Source organism: Rummeliibacillus sp. TYF-LIM-RU47, from assembly GCF_008638315.1.
Taxonomy (GTDB): Bacteria; Bacillota; Bacilli; order Bacillales_A; family Planococcaceae; genus Rummeliibacillus; species Rummeliibacillus stabekisii.
On sequence record NZ_VVIR01000003.1, the window covers coordinates 147,629 to 163,010 of the forward strand.

Annotated in this window: 17 protein-coding genes, 1 pseudogene and 2 riboswitches; of the genes and pseudogenes, 7 read left to right on the top strand and 11 right to left on the bottom strand. The window is 38.1% G+C overall.

The annotated features are described in order from the left end of the window. Positions 1-34 precede the first annotated feature (34 nt). Positions 35-148, bottom strand: a riboswitch (SAM riboswitch). A gap of 258 nt (positions 149-406) precedes the next feature. Both F0527_RS13315 and F0527_RS13320 read left to right on the top strand, forming a co-directional pair. Then, positions 407-1,168, top strand: a complete 762-nt coding sequence (locus F0527_RS13315; RefSeq protein WP_150285228.1) for an SDR family oxidoreductase — start codon at positions 407-409, stop codon at positions 1,166-1,168. A gap of 552 nt (positions 1,169-1,720) precedes the next feature. Further along, entirely contained in the window at positions 1,721-2,521 is an 801-nt protein-coding gene (locus F0527_RS13320) for a helix-turn-helix domain-containing protein (RefSeq protein WP_150285229.1), read from the top strand. A 63-nt stretch (positions 2,522-2,584) separates the two neighbouring features. Here F0527_RS13320 and F0527_RS13325 read toward each other — a convergent pair. Then, positions 2,585-3,066 (bottom strand): annotated as a pseudogene (locus F0527_RS13325) (HIT family protein). A 219-nt stretch (positions 3,067-3,285) separates the two neighbouring features. Between F0527_RS13325 and F0527_RS13330 the strand changes: the two are divergent. The 3 genes from F0527_RS13330 (at position 3,286) to F0527_RS13340 (ending at position 6,217) form a co-directional block, all read left to right on the top strand. Further along, the gene (locus F0527_RS13330) at positions 3,286-3,864 is read left to right on the top strand and encodes a TetR/AcrR family transcriptional regulator (protein ID WP_150285230.1); all 579 of its coding nucleotides are present in this window, start codon (positions 3,286-3,288) and stop codon (positions 3,862-3,864) included. A 72-nt stretch (positions 3,865-3,936) separates the two neighbouring features. Further along, positions 3,937-5,358 (top strand): MDR family MFS transporter, encoded by a 1,422-nt coding sequence (locus F0527_RS13335; protein ID WP_150285231.1) that lies wholly within the window; start codon positions 3,937-3,939, stop codon positions 5,356-5,358. Between the two features lie 367 nt (positions 5,359-5,725). Then, positions 5,726-6,217 carry a hypothetical protein gene (locus F0527_RS13340; RefSeq protein WP_150285232.1) on the top strand — a complete coding sequence of 164 codons (492 nt, stop codon included), beginning with the start codon at positions 5,726-5,728 and terminating at the stop codon, positions 6,215-6,217. A 55-nt stretch (positions 6,218-6,272) separates the two neighbouring features. On the opposite strand, the gene F0527_RS13345 is transcribed toward F0527_RS13340, so the two are convergent. The 8 genes from F0527_RS13345 to F0527_RS13380 form a co-directional block, all read right to left on the bottom strand. Continuing rightward, a complete protein-coding gene (locus tag F0527_RS13345; protein WP_147197769.1) occupies positions 6,273-6,554 on the bottom strand; it encodes an HNH endonuclease in 282 nt (93 codons plus the stop codon). A 92-nt stretch (positions 6,555-6,646) separates the two neighbouring features. Continuing rightward, a complete protein-coding gene (locus tag F0527_RS13350; protein ID WP_150285233.1) occupies positions 6,647-7,666 on the bottom strand; it encodes a thiazole biosynthesis adenylyltransferase ThiF in 1,020 nt (339 codons plus the stop codon). Further along, positions 7,663-8,430, bottom strand: a complete 768-nt coding sequence (locus tag F0527_RS13355; protein WP_150285234.1) for a thiazole synthase — start codon at positions 8,428-8,430, stop codon at positions 7,663-7,665. The genes F0527_RS13350 and F0527_RS13355 overlap by 4 nt, the downstream gene beginning before the upstream one ends. Position 8,431: 1 nt before the next feature. Beyond that, positions 8,432-8,635, bottom strand: a complete 204-nt coding sequence (thiS, locus tag F0527_RS13360) for a sulfur carrier protein ThiS (protein WP_150285235.1) — start codon at positions 8,633-8,635, stop codon at positions 8,432-8,434. Positions 8,636-8,667: 32 nt separating this feature from the next. Next, the gene (gene tenI / locus F0527_RS13365; protein ID WP_150285236.1) at positions 8,668-9,291 is read right to left on the bottom strand and encodes a thiazole tautomerase TenI; all 624 of its coding nucleotides are present in this window, start codon (positions 9,289-9,291) and stop codon (positions 8,668-8,670) included. Next, positions 9,291-9,980 (bottom strand): thiaminase II, encoded by a 690-nt coding sequence (tenA, locus tag F0527_RS13370; protein ID WP_150285237.1) that lies wholly within the window; start codon positions 9,978-9,980, stop codon positions 9,291-9,293. The genes tenI and tenA overlap by 1 nt, the downstream gene beginning before the upstream one ends. Before the next feature lie 103 nt (positions 9,981-10,083). Next, positions 10,084-10,191: riboswitch (TPP riboswitch) on the bottom strand. 165 nt (positions 10,192-10,356) lie between these two features. After that, positions 10,357-10,587: a hypothetical protein gene (locus F0527_RS13375; RefSeq protein WP_147197758.1), complete on the bottom strand. Its 231-nt coding sequence runs from the start codon at positions 10,585-10,587 to the stop codon at positions 10,357-10,359. A 122-nt stretch (positions 10,588-10,709) separates the two neighbouring features. Then, entirely contained in the window at positions 10,710-11,678 is a 969-nt protein-coding gene (locus tag F0527_RS13380; RefSeq protein WP_150285238.1) for a tRNA dihydrouridine synthase, read from the bottom strand. 285 nt (positions 11,679-11,963) lie between these two features. Here F0527_RS13380 and F0527_RS13385 point away from each other — a divergent pair, with 285 nt between their 5' ends. Continuing rightward, complete coding sequence (locus F0527_RS13385) at positions 11,964-12,920, top strand: polysaccharide deacetylase family protein (protein ID WP_150285239.1); 957 nt, start codon at positions 11,964-11,966, stop codon at positions 12,918-12,920. A 195-nt stretch (positions 12,921-13,115) separates the two neighbouring features. Then, positions 13,116-13,817, top strand: coding sequence for a metallophosphoesterase family protein (locus F0527_RS13390; protein WP_150285240.1), 702 nt, complete (start codon positions 13,116-13,118; stop codon positions 13,815-13,817). Between the two features lie 5 nt (positions 13,818-13,822). Here F0527_RS13390 and F0527_RS13395 read toward each other — a convergent pair whose 3' ends face one another. Together F0527_RS13395 and F0527_RS13400 are read right to left on the bottom strand one after the other, a co-directional pair. Next, complete coding sequence (locus tag F0527_RS13395; protein WP_150285241.1) at positions 13,823-14,506, bottom strand: DUF554 domain-containing protein; 684 nt, start codon at positions 14,504-14,506, stop codon at positions 13,823-13,825. Between the two features lie 60 nt (positions 14,507-14,566). Then, entirely contained in the window at positions 14,567-15,382 is an 816-nt protein-coding gene (locus F0527_RS13400) for a MerR family transcriptional regulator (RefSeq protein ID WP_150285242.1), read from the bottom strand.

The window sequence follows — 15,382 nt, forward strand, 5'->3', positions numbered from 1 at the left end:
GGGAAAGAGACTTTTAACAAAACAAGTTTGTCTTCTCCTATCTTCCAAGCTATATGCCTGATGGAATTAGCACAGTATTCTACTACATTAGTAGAACCTGTTGCTGAGGTTTCAAAGGGCCATGTCCCTCCACCTCTCTGGATAGATCGAATTATTTGATTTTTGAAATTTCAACTTAAAATGAATATTACCCATAATATGAACCATTGTCAATAGAATATGCCATTAATTCTTACTAAGTTAATAAGAAAAGGAGGTTTATTAAATTTCTTAGCCTTTGAACGATGTTAATCCCTATAGTAAGTGGGTAGTATTAGGATATACTACCATGGGCTACTGAAAAATCGTCAGTACAGGATCCTGTATTTTTATCAGAATCACATGCTATTAGAAAAGAGGAATTACATTGAAACTTTCAGGAAATACAATCCTTATCACAGGCGGAAGTTCTGGAATTGGCTTAGCTTTTGCAGAACGATTTTTAAAAGCAGGAAACAAAGTCATCGTTACAGGACGGAGAGAAAATGTTCTTCAGCAGGCAAAAGAAAAGTACCCAGAGCTGATCATTCATCAAAGCGATGTAAGCATGGAATCTGAGCGCATTTCCCTATTCGAATGGGTAACAGAAAACTATCCCGAAGTGAATGTGTTAGTGAACAACGCAGGAATGCAACAACGCTTTAACATATTAAAAGCAGATGCAAAGAACGATTGGGCTTATTTCAATCAAGAAATCACCACCAACATTGAAGCGCCATTCCATATGACCATGCTTTTTGTACCCTATTTCGCTAAAAAAGAAGAAGCTACTTTTATCAACATTACATCTGGGTTAGCTTTTACCCCGATGGTCATCGCGCCAATCTATTCAGCTACGAAGGCAGCATTCCACTCCTTTACGATGAGCTTGCGTCACCAGCTTGCCGAAACAGGTATAGAAGTGATTGAAGTTGCCCCCCCAGCAGTCAACACAGATCTAGGCGGTGCCGGACTGCATACAAATGGTGAGCCATTAGATGAATTCGCAGATGGCATTTTCAAGGGCTTACGAGAAGGCAAACAAGAAATCGGGTACGGCTCTTCCGTTGAACGACTCCGCATGCCACGAGATAAGTCAGATGAGCATGTAGCCAATATGTACAATGCCATGAAACATACAATTGAATAACATGCTTGAATAAAAAAACTCGCCACAATCGGCGAGTTTTTTTCTGTACCATTGGTAAACCAATCCTTCAAATTATTTTAAGAATCACGGACATGAGTACAGATCGAAAACCGTTTACTTCATAGAATACTAATGTGTGAGATACACAATAACAAAAGAGCGGTAAACAGCACGACAAACAAGATGCTCTAGCGAAAACAAAAATAGTTACTACTGGAGAAGCATTATCTAATCACATTCAATACGTAGTAAATGATTTTGTAAGAATTAAAGCAGTATCTAATAAAATACGTGGTCGTGATAACGCTCTTGCACAAAACATTTAAAAAAATGTATAAACAATGTCAACCCATTCATTCAAATACCATCTCATCCCATTCAGATTATCATCTTATGTAAAATAAATTCGCATCTCACACATTAAATTGAGGAATGTACAACAAATTGTTGTACATTCTTCTTTATATTGTAAACAAAAATATTTTTTATTTTATGTCCCCTTTTCCCTACTTTCTTCTATTTACTTTATAAAAGCAGAAAGAAGGAAAAAACATGGCACGTTTTGAATATTTAGCACCTTATACATCTTTTACAACTGTACAAGAAATGGACGAGCAAGTAGAACAACACATCCGCAAGCATTACTACAATTTGACCCCATCCGATAAGGCCGTTCTCTATAAAATGGCTTCGCATGCATTGGATTATCCAGGTGCCTGCCACTTAAAGGCACAAACAATTTCAAGTGCTTTAGGCATTTCTGTAAGAACTGTGTTCCGCACGCTCAAACGTTTAGAAGAGTTTCAAATTATCCAACGCATCCAAACAAAAAAGATGAATGGCATCAAAGGCGCCAACATCTTTTCTATTTTACCTTGTGATGACACATTGGTCGTGGCACATCAAGAAGAAGCTGAAACCCCTTGCGAGAGTAAGGTAGAAGCAGTGCAACTGGAACAGGAACCATCTTTTTCTTCTAATCCTAAACATCAATACGGTAAACACACATACCCGATGTTAAATACATCTCTGCGTAATAGAATTTTTCATTATCTTTCATCAACAACTGGCAACACCTCAGAAACAAAGAAGTTTGTAGATGTCGTGTACAAGCAACTAAAACCGTTGCTGGAATGGGAAATCTACCAAGTCCGCAAACAACAGCTCGAAGACATCAGCTTTACAGCCTTCAAAGAAACCATTCAGCAGACCAAGAAGCAATTCATCCGCAACCCCTTTGGCTATATGTATAAAAAGCTAGATAGAAAGCTGGAACGGTTTACGGTGGAAGTGATGGAGTTTTATGAGGAGGAGAGTCGGAATGGAAGTGAGGTTAGAATGGGATTTCTATAGAAATCAAAAGAGATTGTTATCACTTACCTGGATAACAATCTTTAGATAATTTTTTGTATCATACTATTTATTCAATTCTTTACCCAAAGCATTAATTGCATTCATTACTTCCTTAATATTTTCTCCGCTATTCATGTTGTTGCGAGCATGAAGTAGCACAGGTCTGACAGATTCTACTGAACGCCCAAATTGATACATCCATTCATACCGCGGAACCATCCAGGTATGAAAATGGTGAGTTGTGTCTTCATTGTAAAAGTAATAAACATTTTCTATACCTAACACTTCCCTTTGAGCTTTTCTTATTTTTGTCAGTAAGTTTATGTAATCCAATTTTTCTGCTTCAGTTAATTCATCAAAGCATTTAATATGGCGTTTAGACGCTAATATGATTAATCCTTTTATTGGATATGCAACATCTTGATGGGCATGAAAATATTCGGTTTCAATTACGACACCACCATCTGGCTCAATAAGTCCACAGTTGCACAGCTTAGACATTCAACTTTTACGGTTTTTCCGTTTGATAAAGTTATTTCTCTCATACATTTCCTCCTTGTTATTTTTAGTTCTGTTAATCTGTTCTGCTTTTGGTTTTCTATATTAGCTATTTGACATAAAAATAGCAATGCACATACTCGTTAAGTGAGAGAAGTTCACCTTTAGATTGCTTTTTACGTAGTAATAAATTTAGATTGACAACACCAAACGACACTTTTATTATTATATAGACCGTTCGTTATAATTTGATGGAGGTATGATCTATGTCTAGTAAAGAAACATCCCGTGAGAAAATCTTAGAAGCAGCTACCTTGCTTTTTCATTTGAAAGGTTATCATGCTACGGGGTTAAGTGAAATACTTAAAGAGAGTGGAGCTCCAAAAGGTTCGTTATATTATCATTTCCCTAATGGTAAGGAGCAATTAGCGATTGAAGCGATTAACTTATCTGCAAAGACGATTTCAACAGCCATTAAAGAAAATCTTGCCACTTACGATGACCCAGTCGAAGCATTTCAATATCATATTGGAACTATTGCGGAAAGATTTAAAGACATAGAACGAAAAACACAATTTAAAAACGTCCCACTCGGATTACTCGCGATGGAAACTGTATTTGTCAATGAGAATTTACGCCAGGCCTGTGAAGAAACCTTTATAATTTGGGAAAAACTTTTTTACGATAAATTAAGAATGAGTGGCTATAGTGAAGATCGTGCTTGTTTGATTAGTGAAACAATTAGTGCCTTAATTGAAGGGGGCGTTACGCTATGTTTTACAAAAAAATCAAGTGAGCCATTACATCACGTGAATAAGATGATCCCTTTACTACTGTCTCAGTAAAAAGGGACTTTATTTATCGTAAAATTATATAGACCGGTCTAATTATTTTTTTATGAAAGAAAGGAGTATTTTATGTCTTCATCTCAAGTTGTGCCAGTACGTAGCCCTAAAGCTATGGCTTCTGTACTTATGTTTGCCGCATTTATCGGACTCTTTAGTGAGACCGCCTTGAATATGGCACTAACTAATATTATGTCAGATTTTAGTGTGTCACCAGCAACTGCCCAGTGGCTTACGACGGGCTATCTATTAACAATTGGTATTCTCGTACCTGTTTCATCCCTACTCATTCAATGGTTTACAACAAAACAATTAGTTGTTGGTTCATTAACCTTCTCTATTGTAGGAACCATTTTAGCTGCAGTAGCACCTAGTTTTACAGTTTTACTAATTGGTCGTATCGTGCAAGCTCTTGGAACAGGCATTATTTTACCATTAATGATGAATGTTATTTTACTTATTTTCCCTATCTACAAACGTGGAGCTGTGATGGGATTAATGGGACTTGTCATTACAACAGCACCTGCTGTTGGCCCTGTTTTAGCTGGTCTTATTGTTGATTCGTTGGATTGGGCTTATATCTTCTGGATTAGTCTTATCTTTTATGTAGCTTTAATTATTATCGGGCTTAAACAGATTGATAATGTATCCAAGATTACAAAACCTGCTATTGATTTGCTTTCTATCCTGTTATCCACACTTGGATTTGGCGGTTTAATGTATAGTTTAAGTAATATTGCGGAAAAATCATTTAACTCCGTTTCGGTATATGCACCATTTATTGTAGGTGCCGTGTCCATTATATTATTTAGTATTCGTCAAATGAAAATGAAGCAGCCAATGATTAATTTGAGAGTGTTTAAATTCCCGATGTTTACATTAGGAGCGCTGTTACTATTCAGCGGTATGCTTCTCATATTATCATCAGCCATTTTATTACCGATGTATTTAAAAGGATCTTTACTATTTAGTGCGACAGTAGCTGGGATGATTCTTTTACCTGGTAGTGCACTGAACGCTTTTTGTTCTCCTTTTGTAGGAAAGCTATTTGATAAGTATGGTGCAAAGAAATTTTTGCCACTTGGGTATCTTTTAGCGTTTATTTCAAGCTTACTTTTTGTTTTTACGATCTCTGCAGATACACCAATTTGGCAAGTAATTTTGGCACATTCTATCTTTTTCATCGGTATTTCCATGATTATCATGCCTGCGCAAACAAATGGATTAAACCAATTACCGCGCAAATTATATGGTGATGGTGCCGCAGTAATGAGTACATTACAACAAATTGCTGGTGGTATCGGAACAGCGTTGGCAATTACATTATTGGTAAATGGCCAAACATTGCATATGGAGAAATTTCCAAACGCTACACCAGGTGAATTAATGGCAGAAGGAACAAAACATGCGTACATCTTTATCCTTGGCCTTTCAATCATGGGGCTTATTTTATCGCTTTTTGTGAAGCGAGAGCATGTGGAAAAGGGTAAGTAATTTTTACAAAGCAAATCTACTAAATCTTTTAAAATGTAAGCTTGGAAATATTTCAAACAGCGACAAACACTGTTAATCTAGTGTTTGTCGCTATTTTTTTATTAGAAAATAACGATCTGAGACACAGTGAGCAATTATTTTAAAGAAGACTTACTTGTGGTGGTTTCGTCTGCTTGAAACAGACAAAGGTAAAAGAAAAGATAATTTAAATCACCGTAAAAACACTATTAATACTGCTATAAGAGGTATATTAATGCACTAAATCATAAGGTATTATAACTTGTTTATAAAGATTCCTAGCATCATACATTTTACATCCATAAATGGAATGTTATACTAATTGTATATTTGTTTAAGGGGTGATTATATGCCATACATTGTAGAAAACTATTTAGAGATGATTCGTTCCAATTTGTCTAAAAAGACAAATGAATTGGTGGAGAAAATAGGCAGTTTAGTAGAGATGAGTTTTGCGGAAGAGGTAAACGCTATATTTATTGAAAGTAGTATAGGTGAACCTACTCTCTACTTCAGATTATCTACTCGAGAAGATATGTTTGATGAGGTTTTTGAAGAAGAGGTAGATGAAGGTTTCGCGGGTTCTATCGATTTACTTGATGAATTTTTAGTAGATGAATGGTTGGAGGAAGAGTGGTCAGATACATTAGAAGAGTTCTATGAAAAAGAGGGGGTGGAGGAATCCTGTATTGTAGAAATCGGTCGTTGGGTTTATCAATGCTTCAACCAAGCGAACGGTAAAGAAATTGGCATTCCTTCATATTTTGAAATCCCTGATGCAGGAAATGCACTTGATTTGCTTACTGGTGAATGGGTTGATCCAGAAGATGTCGAACTTTGATACCACATCAAGTCATAACAAAAGCATGCTGTTCTACTCAAAACAGCATGCTCCTCTATTTTCTCCGGTTCACCTTTTTATTCCTCACCATCTTGCTAGAGGGCTGCTTTCGAATCCATTTGATGAAACGTCTTATCGCTGGATCTGCACGTAATTCTGATAATGTGGATAATCGAGCTGCAATTTCGCTATTTGTATAAAGGGCATGTATTTGTTTGTGACATGGTATGCAGAGTTTGGCAGTATCACCAAAAGTACCGCCCATCTCTTTCGGAAGTAAATGATGGATGGTCACTTCCACTCCATCTCGCCCACATAACTCACATATTGCCACCATTCTATCGCCCTTTTCTTAAGAATTTCCCTGTTACAGTTTTGATTAGTATAACTGTTGATTAGGCATCTATACCCCACAAACATATTCCTTAGCTATCCTAAATAACGATAATAAAATGATTTAGCTTCCTCAATATTCTTCGTGCCATGTATCAACGCCCGTCCGTCTTTAAATAGGACGAGACGAAAATCGCCCATTTTAAATGAAACAAGATATGGATTTCGTACGACTGAGTCCGCTTGCTTAGATAGTAGGTTTGCTACATTTTCTAAGTCCACTGTGATTCTATGAGACGGTCGAATTTGAACCGTGTCGCGTCCACACAATACAGCTACTTTTGATTGGCTTTGATGTTCTAGGTAAGGATAAGTTGGATGATCGCCACAGGATGGACAACTCTGTTTCTTTAACTGATCGACCTTGATAGAAGTATGTTGATTCTTCCATAAATCAAAGGATATAAGCTGATTCCTTAAAGAACAATCATCCTCAACCAAAATCTTTAGCGCTTCAGTGATTTGATAAGCCACTACCATTTGGACAGCGGGACTGATTATACCTGCCGTATCACACGTTAATCCACCAATCGGCACCGTCTCCAGCAAACAATTTAAACAAGGCGTTTTCCCCGGGATAATGGAATAGCTTATGCCATAGCTTCCGACACAAGCACCATAAATCCATGGAATGATATATTTTTGTGCTACATCATTTAGGATCATGCGCGTGTCAAAATTATCTGTGGCATCCATTATAAGATCCACATCCCTTATAAGATGCTCTGCTTCAGTTGCTGAAACATCTTGAACAAGGCCATGGATTTCTACTTCACTATTTAACTGTGATAATCGTTTATGAGCTGCAATAGCTTTAGGTACGCGTTGCTTGGCATCTTCCTCATCGTATAATTGTTGCCTTTGAAGATTACTCCACTCTACGTAATCTCGATCAACTATGGTCAGCTTACCAACCCCCATACGTACGAGACTTTCTGCACTTCCCGTTCCGAGCGCCCCTGCACCAATTACAAGTACATGCTTTTGCCTGATTTTCTTCTGGCCTTCTTTGCCGATAGGCGTAAATAATTCTTGCCTTGAATAACGCTCACTCACCCGATACTCATTCCTTCGGTTGGACTGCTAGCCGTTGCATAGGTTTTTTTCGCTATTCTACCTGCTTCATAGCCTAAGCGACCTGCTTCAATGGCAAGCTTCATTGCTTTCGCCATTTTCACGGGATCACCAGCACCAGAAACAGCAGTATTCAAGAGGACGCCATCCGCTCCTGCCTCCATAGCAATAGCCGCATCAGATGGCGCACCAATACCTGCATCTACAATAACAGGTACAGTTGCCTGCTCAATAATAAAGCTTAAATTAAGCGGGTTGATAATGCCTTGACCAGAGCCTATTGGAGAAGCGCCAGGCATGATTGCATGGACGCCTAATTCTTGCAATCTTTTAGCTAGCAATACATCATCCGAGATATAAGGAAGGACAATAAATCCTTCTTTCAATAATTCTTCAGATGCCTTATATGTTTCGAACGGGTCAGGCAACAGTGTTTTTGGGCAACCGATGACTTCGACTTTAATCATGTCACATAAGCCAGATGCCTTTGCCAGCTTGGCGATGCGAACCGCTTCTTCAGCCGTAGTGGCTCCTGCAGTATTGGGTAGCAGTTTATACTTCGCTAAATCTATTTTTTCCAAGAAATTCGGCTGGCTCGCCTCAAAAATATTCATTCTTCTAACGGCAAAAGTAAGGATGTCCGTTCCTGAAGCTTCAACGGCTTCTTTCTGAATATCAAAGTTTGGGTACTTTCCTGTTCCTAATAAAAGTCTTGATTGAAATTCATATGGCCCAATTTTCAACATTTCATCCACCTCCAACAAAGTGTACAATCTCTATTTTGTCGCCATCTGATATAACTGTTTCGAAATAGCGACTTTTGTCTAAAATGTTATGATTTAATTCCATAATGAAAACCTTAGATTCTAACCCAAAGTGATGAATCACATCTGACGCAACCCTTATGTGTGCGGGAACTTCAAGAAGCTCGCCATTTATTTGAAGCTTCATCCACTCACTTCCTTTTACGTGTGCTAATCAATTTATTTTGATAAAGGACTTTCCCTTAACCTCAATTTTGCAGTATACTTTTTCACTGCCTGTACAGGATCGTTTACCAGCATTACTCCTGACAAGACCGCAATCCCTTGTGCGCCTGCTTCCAAAACTTGTTCTACATTCTCCAATTGGATTCCGCCAATCGCAATCACTGGAATTTTTACGTTCATAGTTAATTCCTTTAATTTTTCTAGGCCTCGCGGTTCTTTGTCCGGCTTGGATTGTGAATGGAAAATATGTCCATATATCACATAATCTGCACCGCATTCACTCGCATATATCGCTTCTTCTACGGTATGAACGGAACATCCTAGCCGCAATCCTGGAAATACATCCTTCACAACTGCGATATCCAAGCTATGATTAGCTAGTTGAACCCCCTTCACCTTAGTGACCGCTCCGACATCCAGTCGATCATTGATGAGGATTTTATCCAAAGGAACCCCTTCAGCCTTTAATTGATTTACGATTTCCATTAGTTCTCTCGCAGTTTTTTGTTTTTCACGGATATGGAAAGCGTCGATGTATGGATGAATTTCCTTGGCGATTCCAATCATTTCAGGAATGGGCTGTCTGCCTGTCGAAACAATGTGTAGCTCTCGATTCATTAGCCTCTCACCATCGAATCCTTATTCACGATTGGCCATTCTTCATGCTGATAAGCCATCTCCCAAAATGAATATTCGTACTGGCTGCTGATCATAAAATGCTCGAGCATTTGCATGCGATCTGATTCTGTTACCCTCTCAGCAATCTCATCGATTCGCTGAATTTGCTCCACCACTTTTTCATGAAACCAATCGCCACCGTATGCAGCAATCCACTCTTGATAAATTGGTTGATTTGGCGTATTTCCCTTTAAACGCTGACCGATTTCATCGTATAACCAATAACATGGAAGAAGCGCTGCAATAATATCACCAATATGACCAGTAAATGCCGCTCGATATAGATGAGATGTGTACGCATAGGCAGTGGGAGCAGGCTTAAACTCAGCGATTTCAGCTTCAGTAATTCCTAATTGCTTTGAAAAATTAGCATGCAGACTCAATTCTGCTTCAGCTGTACCCTGTACGTGAATAGCCATGCGGGCCGTTGTGTGCAAATCGGGTGCCTTTGCTCCCGCCAATGCCTGCACTCTGGCAAAATGAGAAAGATAATAAGAATCCTGCAACACGTAATAGCGGAAGCTTTCTAATGGCAAGCTGCCATCAGCTATACCTGTCACAAAAGGATGCTGAAAACTTGCTTCCCAAATAGAATCTGCCTCTTGTCGTAACTGCTCTGAAAATTTCATCATAATCCCTCCAAAAATAGTGTTAGGAAAATGGAATAAAAAAATCCCACTTTCCTTTACGCAAAGAAAGTGGGTATTAGAAATTATATGTACAAAAAATAAAATTTCTGCCGTGCCACTTCCCTACGTTGGTATAAACCAAATCAGGTTCCAAGAGTCTCAAAGTCACACTTTGATCTCAGCCATTCTAATGGCACCCCTAGTGGTAAATCATATGAAGTTTTAGCAACATTCGATATTATCTTAACATTATTGAATGGATTGTCAAGAACATATATGGTGAAATTTAGTAACATCCCTTTCCCCAGAATTGATTGCTGTTGGGCTACCTAATCTAGTAAGGAAGTTTTCAAAAACATTCGTTTTATCATAGTTCTTATAAGTCTTTTACTCTTTCAATAAATGGCTTTCCATCAATTAAACCATGTAGGAATAACTCTTCTGCTGAATGAAATGCTTGGGTAAAAGAATCTTTCGAACGTGTAAGAAGAAAACTCTTTTCTTCAGGTACCCTACTAATCCACCATTCTTCATTCTTATAATCAAATGATAATTCTTGTCCCTCTTCAATGGCTTCTTTAAATTCTTTCCATACATTTTCATCCATATGTAACACCCCTTATTCCTAATATAGTATAGATTCTCTAGGCAACGTTAATAACTAAAAAAGATTATCTCAATCACGGGCTGAGATAATCTTTTTCCTTTTTTAGGTTTGGCTATTGCTTTCTAATCAACATTCTTTACTTCAAAACCATCAATCAGCGCACGCACTTCATCCGTAGATTTCGTGTGCATCAATTGATTTCGCAATTCGCCAGCACCAGGAAATCCTTTGACATAGATCTTGAAGAAACGATGAAGTCCCGAAATGGAACGTGGCACTAGTTCTTGATATTGATCGTGCAAATCTAGCTGATATCTTAAAAGATTTAGAAGCTCCTGGCTGCTATGCTCTCTTGGTTCTTTTTCAAACGCAAACGGATTTTTAAAGATACCGCGACCAATCATGATGCCGTCTATTCCATATTGTTCAGCAAGCTCAAGACCTTTTTGTCGGTCAGGAATGTCTCCATTGATGGTAAGCATTGTGTCAGGTGCAATACGGTCACGTAATTCCTTGATTGCCGGAATCATCTCCCAATGGGCATCTACTTTACTCATTTCTTTTCTTGTTCGCAAATGAATCGAAAGGTTGGCAATATCCTGCTTCAATATATGCGTTAGCCAGTCCTCCCACTCATTTAGATCTGAGTAGCCTAGCCTTGTTTTAACACTAACAGGCAGTCCTCCTGCTTTTGCAGCTTGGATAATTTCTGCAGCTGCATCTGGTCGAAGAATAAGACCGCTTCCCTTTCCTCTAGAGGCTACATTAGGTACAGGACAGCCCATATTAATATCGACGCCTTTGTAACCCATTTTCGCCATTCCGATACTCATTTCACGGAAATACTCGGGCTTGTCTCCCCAAATATGCGCCACCATTGGCTGTTCGTCTTCTGTAAAAGTCAAACGCCCACGCAGACTGTTCTTTCCTTCTGGGTGGCAATAGCTATCCGTGTTTGTAAACTCGGTGAAAAATACATCCGGACGTCCTGCTTTGGTCACGACATGGCGAAATACAACATCAGTCACATCTTCCATTGGAGCCAGCACAAAGAATGGTCGTGGCAAGTCACGCCAAAAGTTTTCTTTCATATTCATACAAATCCTTTCATCTATATCCTGTATATCCTATTTACATTGTTTATGAATTTAACACATTCTATTTCTAGAGTATAACCTAGCTTTTCTATTTTATCTTTAATCCATTTTTTCTTAAACTCTTTTTTAAAAGAAACCACCAAATACAAACATTTTGTTTTCCTCAAAACTTTTCATAGTGCTGGTAAGTCATATTAATAAAGGTAAATGAATAATAGCTCAAAAATCAGGTTCAAACCATCATACAAAACACACTAAGAAAGAGAGGTTGCTCGAAAGATGAAACGACAAGGAAAAAAGAGAGCGAAAGGGAAAGTCAGCATAGGCTTTGGAGTTATACTCGCAGTAATCCTGCTGGGCGTTTATTTGATTGGCCCTATTGGATCCTCAGCAGATAATGATAATCTTGCGGTTTTAAAAAAACAGGTCGCAACACCACAAGAAAAGAAAAGCCAGAAATCGCCGACTGCCTCTTCAAATCTAACCGGACAAGCTGGAAAGAAGAATTCGGATAAAAACCGGAAAATAACGCAAAAAGAAAGGAAAAAGGAAACCGCACATGAGGAAGTTGTACATAAAAAAGCAATCAATCACCTTAAAAAAGAACACAAGAGAAAAACCGTTTATCTGACTTTTGATGACGGCCCTACTCTTGAAACCGGCCATTTGCTTGATATACTTGACCGCTATCATGCTAAAGCAACTTTCTTCATGATTGGCTCTAATATTAAGGCCCATCCTAAAGTAATTAAAAGAATGGTGAATGAAGGGTTTGGGGTAGGATTGCACAGTATGTCACACGACGCCAATAAACTATACGGCGCAGCCCGTGCACCGCTAAACGAAATGGTGAAAGCCCAAGAAATCCTACAAAATGTTGCGGCAGTACATTCTCAACTCATCCGTTTGCCATATGGAAGCATCCCGTATCTAACAATCGATATGCGACTTTTATTGGGGGAACAACACTTTAAAATTTGGGACTGGACTGTGGATTCGGAAGATTGGTCATTGAAAGACCAGCGCTACGTTCAAAAAACAATCCGCGATATCCAATCATGGGACAAATCGGGCCAGGCCCCCATTGTTCTGATGCATGATAAACCAGAGACCATCCGCCATTTGCCAAAGCTATTAACCTATCTGAATAACAATGGCTATCACACAAAAACCCTAGCCAACAACATGGTGCCATATACCTTTCAATGCAGTAATCGTTGCAGCTCATTTAAATAATCCAGTAGAATAGTGAATAAAGTAGACGTCCATCATATTGGGCGTCTACTTTATTCGTTAAAAATTAGCAGGATTATAAAGCTATTTCATTTTAGAACCATATTGATTGAATTTTTACAAAACTAGTATAAAAGTAAAAATAGATTTGTTACTATTAAAATAAACCATTTTAACAGTTAAAAGGAGATGTGTGTTTTGAAAAGAATCCTAGCTATAAGTGATATTCATGGGGATTTAGAGAAATTCGAGCGACTCTTAGAGCTTGTACAATATGACAAAAACCTAGATCAATTGCTGTTATTAGGTGATTATGTAGATCGAGGCCCTCATTCGAGAGCCGTTTTGGATAAAGTGATTCAGTTAAAGAGCGAGGGCGCCATTGCTTTAATTGGCAATCATGAAATGATGATGATGGATGCTTTTGATGGTAATCCGATGCATTTGAAAAGATGGCTTTATAACGGTGGCATAAAAACCCTTCAAAACTATGGATATACGATTGAAAAAGACAATGCAGAATATTGGTATACGACTACTGAAATGCCTGAGCCCATTAAATTAAACGATGACATCCGCAAACACATTGAAATATTAAAAGAATTTCCATACTACTATGAAACAGACACCCATATTTTTGTTCATGCAGGGGTTCACCCTGAAACACCAATAGAGTCAACAGAACCTTATACATTAGTATGGATTCGCGAGGAATTCCATAACGGATATAACGGCGACAAGACTGTTGTGTTTGGACATACACCAACCAATTATTTGCACGAAAGCAACGATGTTTATTTTGGAGATAATCGCATTATTGGAATTGATGGTGGCTGTGCATATGGTGGAAGGTTGAATTGTCTAGACGTTTTAAATTCGAAAGTTTACTACGTCGATTAATCTTATTACAAATGCACAAAATGTATAATTAAAAATAGAAACGGTGGAATCAGTAGTGATGGCAACAGATTTAACGTATTAAATTTCTTAATGCCCAAAATGCTTAAACCAGAAGCCAAAATTAAGAAACCACCTACAATTGTTACTTCATTCAGAAGACTATTATTAATGGTGCTTTCCATTAACAACGCGATGAAATAAATAGATCCTTGCCATAGAAATAAAACAATCCCTGCAAAAGCGATCCCTATTCCAAATGTAGAGGCTAAAACAATCGACGTGATCCCATCCAGCATTCCATTCGCAAGCAGGTATGTATAATTGCCCTTTAATGCAGCCTCTATAGGGCCAATTATAGACAATGTACCAATACAAAATAATAAGATGGCAGTTGATAACCCTTCAGCTAAATTGCCCTTAGAATATTTATTTACTAAAGCATTGAATCTCCCTTCTAAATCAAGTCTTTGGCCGAGCAATCCCCCTATCGCTAAACTAACAATAAAAAGCACGGGGTATTGGCTGGAAGGCAAATGTTGCACGATGGCATTGATGCCTAATCCCATGGCAACTAACCCCATGGCCTGCATCAGAATCGTATGATATTCATCCTTGATTCCCTTCTTAAAGACACTTCCCACAAAGCTTCCGATGATTATCATGAGTGTATTAAAGATTGTACCGTACATATTCCTTCTCCTTATCTCTATGTTCTTACCCAAAATATAAACCCTCCTGTAAGGGAAGGGTCAATACTTTATTGGAATTTGAATTTCTGTCAGGTAGTCCTCTTTACTTCCCGAAATAAAATGGTCAATGATAGTTCTTTCTATTGCATCACCTATAATAGGAAAACGCTGGTCTTGTATGTAATTCAACAGGATGTTGTAATAATGGGGAGAATCGCTGTGATTCCCCCTGTAATAGATGCATGCATACTGCCCTTCAGGGAGTGTGGTCTCTAATAAATTTTGCTTATCTTCTTCCCTAAGAATAAATATGGAGTTATATACATCGAATTTGTTATTTTTAATATGATCGAGACTCACTGTGAGCCCTACACCGCCGATAAATATAGAAGAATTCATATTGGCTATGTTCTCTAATTGGCGTAAGGATACTTCTAACTCTGGCTCCGACTGAATCTTCTCCATTAACCTTACGACTTTTCTCTCTTTTATATGCTTTATCGAAGCAACTTCCATTTCCTTTACCTCTCTTGCTGAATAGATCTCTTCTATTCGGGTTTCAAATTTACGGTTTATTCGTTCTAACTCTTTTATTTTCATTTCCGTTAGTTGTTTCTGTTTCTGCAGCAATTCCAGAAATCCATCAATATCTCGATGCTCCAAATGTTTACTGATTTCTTTTAAAGAAAAACCTAACTGCTTTAAATAATGGATGGTGTTGAGTTGCTCAAATTGTTCGGTTGAATAATATCTATACCCGTTGTGCGAATCAGTTTGAATCGGCTTCAACAACCCAATTTCATCATAGTATCTCAAGGTTTTGATGGTCGTATTATGAAGCTTCGCCATTTCACCTATTGAAAATTTGTTCTTCAT